Raw genomic sequence first — 15,662 nt, forward strand, 5'->3', positions numbered from 1 at the left:
CATGGCCCAATCTCTTAACAAAACAGTGCTTCTCAATACGACAGGCACCTCCTACCTCTCTATAGCTGGGAAAGTTGGGAAATTCCTTGTCGGAGATCAGGCTTTGGAATTTTACCCCGATGTCAATGTTGAACAATTTATCCAGATTCCTTGGAGCCATATCAACCAAATTGGAGCTAATGTCACTGGTCGCAAAATCAGTCGCCACTTCGAAGTCTTTACAGACAGAGGAAAATTCCTCTTTGCTTCAAAAGACTCAGGTGCCATTCTTAAAATTGCTCGCGAAAAACTGGGCAATGACAAGGTCGTCAAACTTCCGACCCTGATTCAAACCATTAGTCAAAAATTTAAAAATCTATTTGCAAAAAAGTAGAAACTTTAGTATAATCATAGCAACGGATAAGTAGGTTATCTTCTTCTTTCAGAAAGTCTGCGGGTGCTGCGAGCAGATAGGAGGGATAGGTGAAATTCTACCGTTAGTAACAATTGCATACACAATCAAGTGCACACCTGTGAAGTTGGATGGAACCGTGGCCCTGCCACTCCAACGCTTTGTCAGGTGTGCTTTTTTTATAAAGGAGTTCTTATGTTAGATATCAAACGTATTCGTACAGACTTTGATGCTGTCGCAGAAAAATTGGCTACACGTGGTGTAGATGCTGCTGTCTTGAATGAGATGAAAGAAATCGATGCCAAACGTCGTGACATCTTGGTCAAGGTTGAAACTCTCAAGGCAGAACGTAACACAGTTTCAGCTGAGATTGCCCAAGCCAAACGCAACAAGGAAAATGCAGATGACAAGATTGCTGCCATGCAAACTCTATCTGCTGAAGTCAAAGCCTTGGATGCTGAATTGGCAGAAATCGATGCTAAATTGACAGAATTTACCACTACTCTTCCAAATATTCCTGCTGACAGCGTTCCTGTTGGGGCTGACGAAGATGACAATGTGGAAGTTCGTCGTTGGGGCACTCCACGCGAGTTCGATTTCGAGCCAAAAGCTCACTGGGATCTTGGTGAAGACCTTGGTATCCTCGACTGGGAACGCGGTGGTAAGGTAACAGGCGCTCGTTTCCTCTTCTATAAAGGTCTCGGTGCTCGTTTGGAACGTGCTATCTATAACTTTATGTTGGATGAACATGGAAAAGAAGGCTATACAGAAGTCATCACGCCTTACATGGTTAACCATGATTCTATGTTTGGGACTGGTCAATATCCAAAATTCAAGGAAGATACTTTTGAACTCAGCGACAGCAATTACGTCCTTATTCCTACAGCTGAAGTTCCTCTGACAAATTACTACCGTGATGAAATTATTGACGGTAAAGACCTACCAATCTACTTCACTGCTATGAGCCCATCATTCCGTTCCGAGGCTGGTTCTGCTGGCCGTGATACTCGTGGCTTGATTCGTTTACACCAATTCCACAAGGTTGAAATGGTTAAATTTGCCAAACCAGAAGAATCTTATGAAGAATTGGAAAAAATGACAGCCAACGCTGAAAACATTCTTCAAAAACTTAACCTTCCATACCGTGTCGTTGCTCTCTCTACAGGAGATATGGGCTTCTCAGCTGCTAAGACTTACGACTTAGAAGTATGGATTCCAGCGCAAAATACCTACCGTGAAATTTCAAGCTGTTCAAACACAGAAGATTTCCAAGCCCGTCGTGCCCAAATTCGTTACCGTGATGAAGCAGATGGTAAGGTGAAACTCCTTCACACCTTGAACGGTTCTGGACTTGCAGTTGGACGTACAGTGGCTGCTATTCTTGAAAACTACCAAAATGAGGATGGTTCTGTGACCATCCCAGAAGTTCTTCGTCCATACATGGGTGGAGCTGAAGTTATCAAACCATAAAAAATAAGGTTTAGCTATTTCTAGCTAGACCTTTTTCGTAACCAATTCAGATAAGCGCCTAATACAAAGAGCAAAATGATTAGGCAAATAACAGTTTCAGCCACTACCAAATAATCCAAAAATGGAAGTTTCAAGATTCCCTGAGCCATCTTAAGCGAAGTAGCTGTGATAATGGTCGGGAAGGTGAGGGCTGAGAAGGCTGGTTGAAAACCTTGTTTTAAAATATTGGGCAGGCGAGTCAAAACAAAGAAAAAGAAGGATTGGGAAGCCAAGATCATGACAATCAAGAGCCAAGTCGGTAGACTCTCTCCTCCAACTCGAACCAAGGAAGCCAAGAGTAGAGAGAAAGGGGCACAGTAGATCCCTTCTTGTCCAAGCAAGACTAGTGGGAGCGGATGTTTCTTTAAATCGCTATAAATAAGCGGATAGAGATAGAAGGTTAGGAGAAAACCAAAAATCAAGGTCGCATAGGCAATTTCGATGATACCGACAAGAGGATAGGTCAAAGCTGCCACTGCTATCCCAACATAGAGAACCGTCCAGCTTGGAGTCGCATGAACCCTCCGCCCTGGACAGGCAAACTTGATGGTGAAACCAGCAATCAAGGCCAAATCCAAGAGAAATGAAAACCACCAGAGCCCTTGTGCTACCAAGGAAAGATTGGGAAACAGGCGTAGGACATAAGTCGATAAAATCATCCCAGCCATGGGAAAGGTCGCCATTCCTGACAAAAGAGGAGGCTTGGTCAATTCTTGCTTAGTTTCCTTCCAATTAAAGAGATGTAGAAGCAGAAAGTATATCCACAAAACTAAGCCAGTAAGACTCAACAGATGGGATAGAACCGGCAACGTATCTAAAATAAGATTTCCAGCTCCTGCTAAACCTAGCAAACAACCAGAAAATACCAAGGGGAGTTTTTTCATCCTAACCTCCAATAATCATGTTAGTTTCAGTATAGCATAAAAGCGCTTAAATGAGGACTTAAAAAAACGAAGTCCGTTGATTTCAGACTTCATTTTACTCAGATATGAATTAAGCATAAGGTTGCAATTCTGGATTAATTGGTGTATTGGCTAGGTTGTTAGCATAGTTACAGAGGCTTGCTAAGCTAACACCAAGAACCACATCCAAGGCATTTTGTTGGGTGTAACCAGCTTCTAGAAACTCAGCCAAGGCTTCATCTCCTACACGACCCTTGGTATTGATAACCGCCAAGGTAAACTTAGCTAGGGTGTCCAATTTAGGATCTGTTTCAATTGGAGTACGATTGCGGAGGGCTTGCAGAAGATCATCATTCATCTGGATTTGTTTGATGGAAAAGGCTGTGTGACCTGCGACGCAGAAGGCACAACCATTGGTCACGGCTGCCGTGATCTGCACCACTTCACGCTCAACGGGTGTCAGGCTGTTGCGACGATTGATGGCTCCGACAGTTCTGTAGGCTTCTAAAGCAGTTGGTGCATTAGCCAAGAGACCGATTAGGTTGGGAATATAGCCATTGTTATCTTTTTCTACTGTTTCAAGAACCTCTTTCACTTCTGCTGGCGCTGATTCTACTGTATGAATTGTAAATGTTGTCATCATAAAACCTCTTTTCATGTTGTTGAAACCTAGTCTATCACAGATTCTATACCGTGTATAATATATATTTTAAATTACACTGATAGAAATTTTTTATAAAAGCAAAAAATCACACGCAATGTGTGATTCCATTATTTATTAAAATACTTTTTAGTCTCAGAAATAACAACTGGTGATAAAACTAAGAGGGCAATCAAGTTTGGCAGAGCCATCAAGGCATTGACAATATCAGCAATAATCCAGACCATATCCAACTCGATAAATCCTCCCAGCAAGACCATGAGCACAAAGACCACACGGTAGAGCCAGATAAAGCGAACCCCAAAGAGGAACTCGAAACAGCGTTCTCCATAATAGTTCCAACCAAGAATCGTTGTAAAGGCAAAGAGCACAAGGAAGATGGTCAGGAGGGCAGGTCCAAAGTGTGAAAAAACTGTTGAGAAGGCCGACTGAGTCAAGGCAACCCCATTTAAGTCACCACTCCAAACACCAGTCACCAAGATGGTCAAACCAGTCAGAGTACAGATAATGAGGGTGTCAATAAAGGTTCCTGTCATGGAAATCAATCCTTGCTCTACTGGTTCATTTGTCTTAGCCGCAGCCGCTGCAATGGGAGCTGAACCCAGACCAGATTCGTTTGAGAACACACCACGCGCCACACCATTTTGAATAGCCATCCGAATGCTAGCACCGGCAAATCCACCTACCGCAGCAACAGGACTAAATGCTGATGTCAAAATTAAAGCGATTGTGGTAGGGATTTTCTCGATATTAAAGAAAATAACTGTAAGAGTTCCCAAAATATAAATAATAGCCATAAAAGGAACAACGGTTGTTGAAACCTTGGAAATGGACTTGAGTCCACCAAAGACAGCAATCGCTACAAATACAGACAACACAAGAGCTGTGATGGCTGGCGAAATAGTTGTTGTATTTTGGATAGATTCTGTAATCGAGTTGACTTGGGTAAAGGTCCCGATTCCTAATAAAGCTACTAGCACACCTGCCAGGGCAAAGAAGATGGCAAGTGGTCGCCACTTTTCTCCCATCCCTAGAAGGATATAATGCATGGGACCTCCTGCTACTGCACCATGATCATCCTTGGTACGGTATTTGATAGCTAGTAGTCCTTCTGCATACTTAGTAGCCATCCCAAAGAAAGCAGCCATCCACATCCAAAAAAGGGCTCCTGGGCCACCGACCTTGATAGCCGTCGCCACCCCGATAATATTTCCCGTACCAACTGTAGCTGCGAGGGCTGTACACAAGGCCGCAAAACTGGATACATCGCCATGCCCCTTGTCCTTAGTAAAAATAAGCTGGAAGGCCTTGGGCAGACGCAAAACCTGCAAGAGGCCTAGACGGGCAGTTAGGTAAATCCCTGTCCCGACCAAGAGAATCAAGAGGGGTGGGCCCCAAGCAAAAGCATCGATTGATTTAAGCAATTCTAACATTTCCTTCTCCTATCTTTTCAACCCCAAAAGAAAGAGCACATGTAAGATACATGTACTCTGGAATGCTTAGATAAATGCTAAAAAGCGGTCTATCCTAGCTCTGTCCTTTTACCTGAGAGTTTGAGCAGTTGCCTGCCTTGCCCCTTCGGTGCCTTTACGGTCTCTCCAGAGTTCCGTCCATTTACAGTCATGGAAAAGCAAACGATTCTCCACTTCTATTAAACTTCATTCGGTGTTGGTATTTAATTGATTTTTATTTTACAAAAAATGTTGTCTTTTGTCAATGTGTTTATTAGTAAAAATTAGTTCAACAGTTTTTACTTTATAAAGTCCAGAATACTGCTATCCTTTAAAGGTCACAATAGTCGCACCACTGCCTCCAGCATTTTGTGGGGCATAGCCAAAACTCTTGACATGTTTGTTTCTTTGTAGGTATTTGGTGACACCTTCACGGATGACACCTGTTCCGATACCATGGATGATATCAACTTGGGCCATATTGTTAAGCAGGGCTTGGTCGATAAAGGCATCTAGCTCATTCATAGCTTCTTCATAACGTTTACCTCGAAGATCTAGTCTGGCTTGTGGGCCTCTGCCAGATGTTCGTTTCACAACATTGACCTGTTTCTTCTTGACCTGCTTTTCTTGCTGAGCTTGAACAAGGTCAAATTCTTTCTCTTCCAAGGTCATCTTAATCAAGCCGACTTGGGCTTCCCAACGGCCATCCTTGAGTTGACTGGTCAGGGTACCACGCTGTCCATAACTGAGAACAACGATATCATCTCCCACCTTTGGAGCTCGTTTTTTCTTGGCCTTTTGAAGGACCTTGTTTTTAGACAAGTCCACTTTTTCAGGAGCCAATTTTTTCAATTTGGTCTTGGCTTCAATGATTTCGTGAGGCTTGAGTTGAGATTTACTATGGAGATTTTTGAGAATCTGGTCACTTTCACTTAGAGCCATGTCCACAATCTCACTAGCTTGTTCACGCGCCTTATTAAGCTCGGTTTCCTTTTCACGATTTAACTCATTGTAGAGTTTTTTGAGCGCTCGATTCATCTTGAGATTTTCTTGCTCCACCTCACGGATATTGTCCAAGCGTTTACGGCTTTCCAGCGTCTGCTCTTCCAGCTGCTCAATAATCCGGTTGACATCATTGTCCTGATCGACCTGCTGGCTGGCATCCCCCACTATAACCTCAGATAGGCCTAGACGTTTGGCAATTTCAAAGGCATTGCTTCGGCCAGGAACTCCCTGCATAAAGCGATAGGTCGGGCGTAGAGTTGCAGTATCAAACTCCATGCTGGCATTTTGCACAAAGGCTGTCTCAATACCATAGGCCTTGAGTTCTGGATAGTGGGTGGTCGCCATAGTCTTGACTTGACGCAGGCGAAGATCCTCCAGAATAGCCATGGCAAGGGCGGCTCCCTCTTGGGGATCTGTACCAGCCCCCAACTCATCCAAGAGCAAGAGTGAATGTTGGTTGATCTTGCCAAGAATATCCACAATATTGGTCATGTGGCTAGAGAAGGTAGACAAGCTCTGTTCAATAGACTGCTCATCTCCAATATCAGCAAAGATTTCTTCAAAAATACCAACACGGCTTCCCTTATCTGCTAAAATCGGCAAACCAGACTGAGCCATGATCTGCGTCAATCCCAGAGTTTTGAGCATGATGGTCTTCCCACCTGTATTAGGACCTGTAATGACAATCGCTGTTAAATCTTGACCAAAATGAACATCATTTGCGACGGCATTTTTGACTAGAGGATGGCAGACATGGAGCAGTTGAATCTCTTGATTTTCTGACAGCTGAGGTACAACTGCTTGTCTTTCTTGGATAAAACGAACCTTGGCACGAATCAAGTCCAGATGACCGATAATCCAAGCGTCATTGGCAATCTCAGCCGCATGAGGGCGGACACGTTCAGAAATTTCTTGGAGAATGCGAAGCATTTCATAGCGCTCATCTGCTCGCAGACTAGCAATTTCTTCGCTCAGTTTGACCACTTCACGGGGTTCGATGTAGACAGTATTTCCGCTGGCAGAAATATCATGCACGACACCTGCAATCTTATTGCGGTAGGTGTTTTTGACAGGTAGAACCTGACGGCCATTTCTGCTGGCAATAATCCCTTCTGTCAACATCTGCGCTTTTTGCTTGAGCAGGTCCTGTAAAACATCGCGTACCTGACTTTCACTATCATGAATTTTCCGACGGATTCGCGCCAATTCTTCACTGGCGAAATTTTCAATGAAACCTGCATCATTAAAGGCTTGGAGATTTCCTTGTAATTGCGGAAAATCATGTAATTTCTCAAACCAAAGGGCTAATTCTTCCAAGCTAACATTTTCCAGATTGGCATAAAAACTTTGCAGTTCTCGGCTGGCAAGAAGTACTCGCTTCAAGAGTAGGAACTCCTCGATATTGAGATCCGCACCCATCTCCAACCGCTTGCAGACTCCTGCAATTTCCTTGGTTGCGAGAATAGTGAAATGCGGTTGCTCAACAAAAAGAGCCTGCATTTCCTTCATCTCAGCAAAAGCCTGTTTGATTTTATCTGCTTTGGCAGTCGGAGCCAGCTGTCTCAATTGCTCCAAGCCCTGCTCGGTCAACAAATGTGGTTCAAACAAAGCCTTGACCTTATTGAACTCTAATGTTTCTAATATTTTCTTGTTCATCGTTATTTCCTTGTCTTTGAATGTCTATACTCTTCGAAAATCTCTTCAAACCACGTCAGCGTCGCCTTACCGTACTCAAGTACAGCCTGCGGCTAGCTTCCTAGTTTGCTCTTTGATTTTCATTGAGTATTAGGTGTAGTAACTTTTTACATTCAATCAAATCTGTAAACAAAGGGCTAGGAAAATTCCTGCCCTTTTTATCCGATTAAATTTGTCACCCAGATTTGTTTGAGCCAACTGGTTGTTACTGGTATGCTCTGAATGATGTGTTTTGCGACGATACTCTTTTCAAGAGGATTTTGTATAGCTGCCATTGGAATGGTCGCTAGTATAGTTAAGGCCATTTGCAAGACAAATAAGGTCACCAACATGGACAAGATACCTGCTGAAACTTGGAACAACTTGCCACCCAGCTTTTTACTAGGAAGTAAGTGTAACAAGAGACCAAGTAAACGACCGATGCTATAGACAATCCCAAATACAAGCAAGTAGCCGATCCCTGCATAAAAGACCTTATCCAACTGAAAGAGTTGATCCGATGGGAAAAAGAAAGTTCCCTGACCTTCCTGCGGATTTGCATAAGGGAGGAGCAAATGAAATTGCTCTCCAAGCCCCTTATAAAACTGGCCAGCCATAAAAGCCGATGCCATGGCTGAAATCAGGTAATAAACTTGTAAGAGCAGGCCTCTCCGATAGCCGATATAAAATCCCCAAGCTAAGACCAATAGAAGAAGGAGTGAAATCATAAGGAATCCTCAATCTTGCTCTGTTCTTGCTTACAAGTCACAAGCTTGTGACGGAGTTCTTCTAATTCTTGCTCCTTATCGTCAAATTCAATCTCACGGCTGAGTTGAGTTGACAAACAGTTGACTGCCAACAAAAGAGCGATGGTTTCATCATCTGCGCTAGGCATTTGTTCTTTAATTGCTTGGTATTTTTCTGTTGCAACCTTGGCGATTTCCTCCATAAAAAGGTTATCATGCTCGCTTGTCAAGGTTAATGATTTTTTCCCGAATGTAAATTTGAATCGATTTAGATTTGCCATAAAATTCACCTCACGATATTATACCAAAATTCGCTAATTTTGTCAGTTTTTACAAATTTGCCTGCTTTTATGGTACAATAGAAACTATGGCAAGTATAACACTCACACCAAGTGAAAAGGAGATTCAGGCTTTTCTTGAACACTATCAAACCAGTCTGGCTCCCAGCAAGAATCCCTATATTCGCTACTTTTTGCGACTACCTCAAGCAACGGTTTCTATCTATACTTCTGGAAAGGTCTTGCTTCAGGGTGAAGGAGCTGAGAAATATGCTAGTTTCTTTGGCTATCAGGTTTTAGAGGAAAACAGGGGTCAAAATTTCCCTTTGATTGGGACGGATGAGGTGGGAAATGGTTCCTACTTTGGTGGACTTGCAGTTGTGGCTTCCTTTGTCACACCTGACCAGCATGCCTTCTTACGAAAACTCGGTGTGGGGGATTCCAAGACACTGACCGACCAAAAGATCCGTCAGATTGCCCCTATTCTCAAAGAAAAAATCCAGTACCAGGCATTGCTTCTCTCACCCAGCAAGTACAACGAGGTCATCGGAGACCGCTACAATGCTGTTTCGGTTAAGGTAGCCCTCCATAACCAGGCTATCTATCTCCTTCTTCAAAAAGGCATTCAGCCTGAGAAAATTGTGATTGATGCCTTTACCAGTGCTAAAAATTATGACAAGTACTTGGCACAAGAGGCCAATCGTTTCAGCAATCCGATCAGCTTAGAAGAAAAGGCTGAGGGCAAATACTTGGCTGTCGCAGTCTCTTCTATAATCGCGCGTGATCTCTTTCTGGAAAATCTTGAAAATCTAGGACGAGAACTGGGCTATCAACTTCCAAGTGGAGCTGGAACGGCTTCTGATAAGGTAGCTAGCCAGATTTTACAAGCCTATGGTATGCAGGGACTCAATTTCTGCGCCAAATTGCACTTTAAAAATACTGAAAAAGCGAAAAAACGCTTAGAAAGGTAAATTATGAATTCATTTAAAAATTTCCTAAAAGAGTGGGGATTGTTCCTCCTGATTCTGTCATTACTAGCTTTAAGTCGTATCTTTTTTTGGAGTAATGTCCGCGTAGAAGGGCATTCCATGGATCCTACCCTAGCGGATGGCGAAATCCTCTTTGTTGTCAAACACCTCCCTATTGACCGTTTTGATATCGTGGTTGCCCATGAGGAAGATGGCAATAAGGACATCGTCAAGCGTGTCATCGGAATGCCTGGCGACACCATCCGTTACGAAAACGATAAACTTTACATCAATGACAAAGAGACAGATGAACCTTATCTAGCTGACTATATCAAACGTTTCAAAGATGACAAACTCCAAAGCACCTACTCAGGCAAGGGCTTTGAAGGAAATAAAGGAACCTTCTTTAGAAGTATCGCTCAAAAAGCCCAAGCCTTCACAGTTGATGTCAACTACAACACCAACTTTAGCTTTACTGTCCCAGAAGGAGAATACCTTCTCCTCGGAGATGACCGCTTGGTTTCGAGCGACAGCCGCCACGTAGGTACCTTTAAAGCAAAAGATATCACAGGGGAAGCTAAATTCCGCTTCTGGCCAATCACCCGTATCGGAACATTTTAAGAGACCTAAGAGGCCGAGAATCAAGAATCTCAGCCTCTTCTTCTATCGTGAGAAGTGATTATTTATTGACTAAAATCCCCCCAACTCTCACCTATTTATGCAAAGGAATCTTATGGAAGTTTATTTTTCAGGAACCATTGAACGGATTATTTTTGAAAATCCCAGCAATTTTTATCGTATCCTTCTCCTAGAAATCGACGATACGGACGCAGAGGATTTTGATGATTTTGAAATCATTGTCACAGGCACCATGGCTGATGTGATTGAGGGAGAAGACTATACCTTTTGGGGACAAATTGTCCAGCACTCCAAGTATGGGGAGCAACTGCAAATCAGCCGGTATGAACGCTCAAAACCAACTAGCAAGGGCTTGGTCAAGTACTTTTCAAGTAGCCATTTCAAGGGAATTGGTCTCAAAACAGCTCAGAAAATCGTGGATACCTATGGCGACAATACCATTGACGAAATTCTGCAACACCCGGAAAAGCTAGAAGGCATTGCAGGACTATCTGCAAAAAATCGCGAGGCTTTCGTCTCCACCCTTCGTCTCAACTACGGAACGGAGATGGTTTTGGCAAAGCTAGCCAACTACGGCATTCCCAATAAACTAGCCTTTCAAATTCAAGACTTTTACAAGGAAGAAACCCTTGATGTGGTTGAAAATTATCCCTACCAGCTGGTTGAAGATATCAAAGGATTGGGATTTACCATTGCTGACCAACTAGCTGAGGAACTAGGCATCGAAAGTCAGGCTCCTGAACGCTTCCGCGCCGGTCTAGTTCATAGTCTTTTTCAGACCTGTATGGAAACAGGGGACACCTATGTTGAAGCACGGGATTTGCTAGAACAAACCCTTACTCTCCTTGAATCTTCTCGCCCCGTGGAACTGGATCCCAGCCAAGTAGCCCAAGAACTCTCCTACCTGATTGAAGAAGACAAGGTTCAGCAGATTGATACCAAGATTTTTGACAACAGCCTCTTTTTCGCTGAGGAAGGCATCCGCAGTCACTTGGTTCGTATCCTTGAAAAAGGAAAACAGAAGAGTCATGATTTAGAAACCATTCAAAAACATATCGCTACTGTCGAAGAAGATCTGGAGATTGAGTATGATAACATTCAAAAACAGGCTATCTGTGATGCTATCCAGAATAAGGTCTTTATCCTGACAGGTGGACCTGGTACTGGTAAGACAACTGTTATCAATGGTATCATCGCTGTTTATGCCCTTTTAGAAGGACTTGACCTCAGGAAAAAAAGCAACCTACCTATTCTTCTTGCCGCTCCAACTGGTCGAGCTGCTCGACGCATGAATGAATTGACAGGCTTGCCTAGCGCGACCATACACCGTCATTTAGGAATGACAGGTGACGATGACACCAGTCATCTGGAAGATTATCTGGATGCCGACTTTATCATCGTGGATGAATTTTCCATGGTGGATACTTGGCTGGCTAATCAACTCTTCTCCAACATCTCTTCTAACAGTAAAATTCTCATCGTGGGAGATAGCGATCAGCTACCGTCTGTCAGCCCTGGACAGGTTCTAGCGGATCTGCTTCATATTCCCCTGATTCCTCAGACTCGCTTGGAAAAAATTTACCGGCAAAGCGAAGAATCAACCATCGTCACCCTAGCTAGTCAAATTCGACAGGGCATCTTGCCAGCCGATTTCACCCAGAAAAAAGCAGACCGTTCCTACTTTGAAATTGCTAGTAGCCATATTCCAACTACGATTGAAAAGATCTTAGGCGCTGCCCTCAGAAGTGGCATCCCTGCTCGTGATATCCAAGTTCTGGCTCCCATGTACCGAGGGACAGCAGGGATTGATGCCATTAACCAGCTCATGCAAGGCCTCCTGAACCCACCACAAAAAAATCAACTCAGTTTTGAAGCTCCCCAGTGCCACTATCGCAAGGGAGACAAGGTCATTCATTTAGTCAACGATGCTGAAATCAATGTCTTTAATGGGGATCTAGGAGCTATCACAGACCTGATTCCTGGTAAATATACCGAGTCGAAACAAGACGAGATTGTCATTGATTTTGATGGCAACGAGGTCTCTTACCCACGTAACGAATGGTACAAGATTCGCCTGGCCTATGCCATGAGCATCCATAAATCACAGGGAAGTGAGTTCCCTGTTGTCATCCTACCTATCACTAGTGCTAGTAGGCGTATGCTGGAGCGCAATCTCATCTATACAGCCATTACACGCGCCAAAAGCAAGCTTATCTTACTAGGCGAATTACAGGCCTTCGACTATGCTACTCAACATATCGGAACTGCCCGAAAAACCTATCTGATTGAACGCTTCAGTGATTTAATTGAAAATATTGAAGAAAAGCAACAAACTGTCTCAGAAACTACCACATCAAGTGCATCTGAACAATCCTACATCCTGACCGAAGAAAATTGGGACAGCATCCCCGCCATGATTGGGATTACAGACGCAGACCTCAAAGAGATTTTTGGAAAATAGTGCATAAGAAAACCCACCTAATCAGGTGGGATTTTTGTTTATTAATACTCAATGAAAATCAAAGAGCAAACTAGGAAGCTAGCCGCAAACTGTACTTGAGTACGGTAAGGCGACGCTGACGTGGTTTGAAGAGATTTTTGAAAAATAGTGCATCAGAAAAACCCACCTAATCAGGCGGGATTTTTGTTTATTAAAATTATTTAACTGTTGCTGTGCTTGTAATCAATTCAACAGCTTTTTTGATAGTGATATCGTGTTTCAACATATCAGCTGAAAGCAAGCTTTGTACTTGAGCAACTTCCATGTTGTAGTCTGCTGCCAATTGCTCAACTTCTTTTTGGATTTCTTCTTCTGATGCGTCAAATCCTTCAGCTTTGGCAACTGCTTCGATAACAAGGTTAGTCTTAGTACGTGACTCAGCTTCTGCTTGGTATTGGTTGTGAAGGTCTTCTTGAGTAGTTCCAGTGATTTGGAAGTACATGTCAGGGTTGATACCTTGACGTTGCAAGTTTCCAAGGAATTCGTTTACTGAGCGGTGAACTTCTTCGTGAATCATTTCTTCTGGAAGTTCTACGATTTCAGCGTTTTCTACAGCTTTATCAATTGCTGCACCTTCAACTGCATCTTTGTAAGCTTCTTCTTTAGCAGCAGCCAATTCATTACGGTATTTTTCTTTCAATTCAGCAAGTGTTTCAACTTCTTCATCGATGTCTTTTGCAAGTTCATCGTCAAGAGCTGGAACTTCTTTAGCTTTTACTTCATGGATAGTTGTCACGAATTTAGCTTCTTTACCTGCAAGATCTTCTGCTTGGTAGTCTTCTGGGAATGTTACGATAACATCAACAGTTTCACCAGCCGAGTGACCTACCAATTGGTCTTCGAAACCAGGGATGAATTGACCTGAACCAAGTCCAAGTGAGAAGTTTTCACCTTTTCCACCGTCAAATTCAACACCGTCGATAGAACCAACGAAGTCGATGACAACAGTGTCGCCGTTTTCAGCAGCAGCTTCTTTGATAACCAATTCAGCCAAGTTGTTGCGTTCGCGTTCGATACGCTCTTCAACGTCAGCGTCTGTTACTTCTTTTTCTACATCTACTGATACTTCAAGGTTTTTGTAGTCACCCAATTTTACTTCAGGTTTTGTAACGACTTCAGCAGTGATAACCCAGTCTTGACCTTTTTCCATTGAAGTTACATCAATTTTTGGTTGAGCAACGACTTCAAGGCCAGCTTCTTTTATAGCTGCTTCATAAGCATTTGGCAAAAGAGCGTTCATAACGTCTTGGTAAAGTGACTCTTCACCAAATTTTTTGTCGAAGATAGGACGTGGAAGGTGACCTTTACGGAAACCTGGAACATTAAGAGATTTCTTCACTGAGTTGAAGACACGATCCAATTCTGGTTTGATTTGGTCTTGAGAGATAGTGAAAGTCAAGACACCACGGTTTGTTTCTTTGTTTTCAAATGATACAGACATTCTGTCATTTCTCCTTAAAATTTTTTAAATACAGTCTATTATAACATAAATGAGCGACTTTTTTCAAGTAACGAATGCGCTTTTCAATGATAGGGGAGGTACGGTTTCTTCTTAGTTTTCTTTAGGTTTCGAATATAATCTTATAAAAGATGTTTAATAATGGCTGATTACAGTAAAAAACGAATCGCCCACACATCCCTCATTAGGCGATTCGTTTTGTATTATTTAACCACAAGAACCTTGTAATATTCATACTTATTTGGCTGTGTAATCTTAATTTTTTGACCATAGAAACCATCGATTTCTTTGTCAAAATAATCTGAAAATCTTGATGGCAAGCGTTTCATCTTAAGAACCTCACCAGATTGGTCTGCATATACAAGGAAATGATAGTGGGTTGTAGACATACCGTCATCAATCAATACAAAGTAACCTGTTTTAAGCTTACCTTGTCCATTATCTAAATGGTATAGTTTATTGTTATTGATTGTGAAGTTAGTAGATGGAAGTCTAAGTCGTACACCTGGGTCTTCTAGATAAAGATCATTGCCAACTTTTTTGATTTCTGATCTAGTTGTCATCTCTGGAAGTGGTGTCACTCTACGACCATCTGCTCCAAAATAATATCGACCTGGTAGACTTTGGAAATTTCGAATAACAGCTTTAGGATCAATTTCTTGTCCTTCTTCTTTATTATCCACTAAAGCCAACATCGTATTGGAAACTTGATCCCCATATTTGTCGGAAAACTTCTTGAACTCAGGTTTGATATACCAAGTGTTTTTATCCACGATAACATCAGTAAAGTTATTTCCGTCAAATTTTGCTGTAATCAGATATTCATATCCATCACCTAAACGAACAATGTCACCATTTTTATAAGGGCTATTTTGTAAAGTGAACATATGGCCATCCTTGCTGAGAATATAGCCTGTCCCATCACTAGAATTTACAACTCTATCAGAGGCCATTGCACCTGATTGTTCAAAATAATACCAATTACCATCTATGAACACCCAACCTGTCATCATAGAACCACTAAAACGAAGATAGTACCAAGTAGACCCTTCTTTGTACCAACCTGTACGCATGGCGCCACTATCTGCTAGGGAGTACCATGTGTTACCTTCCTTGTACCAACCAGTGCGCATAGCACCACTATCTGCTAGTGAATACCATGTATTGCCGTCTTTGAGCCAGCCTGTCTGCATTTTACCAGTGCTGTCGAAGTGATACCATGAACCAGCGTTTTGTACCCATTTATTTTTAGCGAGACTACCATCTTGAGAAAGATTCCAGTCAGCACCATTTTTAACCCAAGTATCTGCAGCCTGTGCTTGATTGATAGACAATAGTAGGCCAGCACCTGCAAGCAAACCAAGTGTGAGTAATTTAGATTTTTTCATAGCCATTTCCTCCTGTCATGAAAATTTAAAGTTGCTGTCCGTTTAACTTTTCTTATTTTAATACTTTAAAAATTTTCCATGTATTGTAAGC

The 15,662-nt window shown here is 42.5% G+C and carries 13 protein-coding genes and 1 riboswitch; of the genes, 5 read left to right on the forward strand and 8 right to left on the reverse strand.

The genetic code is table 11. From position 1 onward, the window contains the following. Position 1: 1 nt before the first annotated feature. The gene (locus SK608_RS08250; protein ID WP_000079350.1) at positions 2-373 is read left to right on the forward strand and encodes a DUF956 family protein; all 372 of its coding nucleotides are present in this window, start codon (positions 2-4) and stop codon (positions 371-373) included. A gap of 213 nt (positions 374-586) precedes the next feature. Further along, the gene (gene serS, locus SK608_RS08255; protein WP_000884230.1) at positions 587-1,861 is read left to right on the forward strand and encodes a serine--tRNA ligase; all 1,275 of its coding nucleotides are present in this window, start codon (positions 587-589) and stop codon (positions 1,859-1,861) included. A gap of 20 nt (positions 1,862-1,881) precedes the next feature. On the opposite strand, the gene SK608_RS08260 is transcribed toward serS, so the two are convergent. The 6 genes from SK608_RS08260 to zapA all read right to left on the reverse strand — a co-directional run bounded on the left by SK608_RS08260 (position 1,882) and on the right by zapA (position 8,620). Then, positions 1,882-2,784, reverse strand: a complete 903-nt coding sequence (locus SK608_RS08260; RefSeq protein ID WP_033678140.1) for a TDT family transporter — start codon at positions 2,782-2,784, stop codon at positions 1,882-1,884. A 109-nt stretch (positions 2,785-2,893) separates the two neighbouring features. Continuing rightward, a complete protein-coding gene (locus tag SK608_RS08265; RefSeq protein WP_000206768.1) occupies positions 2,894-3,442 on the reverse strand; it encodes a carboxymuconolactone decarboxylase family protein in 549 nt (182 codons plus the stop codon). Positions 3,443-3,573: 131 nt separating this feature from the next. Continuing rightward, the gene (locus SK608_RS08270) at positions 3,574-4,896 is read right to left on the reverse strand and encodes an alanine/glycine:cation symporter family protein (protein WP_033678141.1); all 1,323 of its coding nucleotides are present in this window, start codon (positions 4,894-4,896) and stop codon (positions 3,574-3,576) included. A gap of 90 nt (positions 4,897-4,986) precedes the next feature. Continuing rightward, positions 4,987-5,075, reverse strand: a riboswitch (glycine riboswitch). 163 nt (positions 5,076-5,238) lie between these two features. Further along, a complete protein-coding gene (locus tag SK608_RS08275; RefSeq protein WP_033678143.1) occupies positions 5,239-7,575 on the reverse strand; it encodes an endonuclease MutS2 in 2,337 nt (778 codons plus the stop codon). 197 nt (positions 7,576-7,772) lie between these two features. Then, positions 7,773-8,321, reverse strand: a complete 549-nt coding sequence (locus SK608_RS08280) for a CvpA family protein (protein ID WP_000624511.1) — start codon at positions 8,319-8,321, stop codon at positions 7,773-7,775. Continuing rightward, a complete protein-coding gene (gene zapA / locus SK608_RS08285) occupies positions 8,318-8,620 on the reverse strand; it encodes a cell division protein ZapA (RefSeq protein WP_000002019.1) in 303 nt (100 codons plus the stop codon). The genes SK608_RS08280 and zapA overlap by 4 nt, the downstream gene beginning before the upstream one ends. A gap of 86 nt (positions 8,621-8,706) precedes the next feature. On the opposite strand from zapA, the gene rnhC reads away from it, so the two are divergent. The 3 genes from rnhC (at position 8,707) to recD2 (ending at position 12,685) form a co-directional block, all read left to right on the forward strand. Continuing rightward, a complete protein-coding gene (gene rnhC / locus SK608_RS08290; RefSeq protein ID WP_033678144.1) occupies positions 8,707-9,588 on the forward strand; it encodes a ribonuclease HIII in 882 nt (293 codons plus the stop codon). Between the two features lie 3 nt (positions 9,589-9,591). Next, positions 9,592-10,206, forward strand: a complete 615-nt coding sequence (lepB, locus tag SK608_RS08295) for a signal peptidase I (RefSeq protein ID WP_001083986.1) — start codon at positions 9,592-9,594, stop codon at positions 10,204-10,206. 112 nt (positions 10,207-10,318) lie between these two features. Further along, positions 10,319-12,685 carry an SF1B family DNA helicase RecD2 gene (recD2, locus tag SK608_RS08300; protein WP_033678146.1) on the forward strand — a complete coding sequence of 789 codons (2,367 nt, stop codon included), beginning with the start codon at positions 10,319-10,321 and terminating at the stop codon, positions 12,683-12,685. Positions 12,686-12,881: 196 nt separating this feature from the next. Here the strand turns inward: recD2 and tig are convergent, their stop codons facing one another. Continuing rightward, complete coding sequence (gene tig / locus SK608_RS08305; RefSeq protein ID WP_033678148.1) at positions 12,882-14,165, reverse strand: trigger factor; 1,284 nt, start codon at positions 14,163-14,165, stop codon at positions 12,882-12,884. Positions 14,166-14,386: 221 nt separating this feature from the next. Then, complete coding sequence (locus SK608_RS08310) at positions 14,387-15,571, reverse strand: cell wall-binding repeat-containing protein (RefSeq protein WP_033678150.1); 1,185 nt, start codon at positions 15,569-15,571, stop codon at positions 14,387-14,389. Between the last annotated feature and the right edge of the window lie 91 nt (positions 15,572-15,662).

The organism is Streptococcus mitis subsp. hohhotensis, assembly GCF_000722775.1.
Classification (GTDB): Bacteria; Bacillota; Bacilli; order Lactobacillales; family Streptococcaceae; genus Streptococcus; species Streptococcus carlssonii.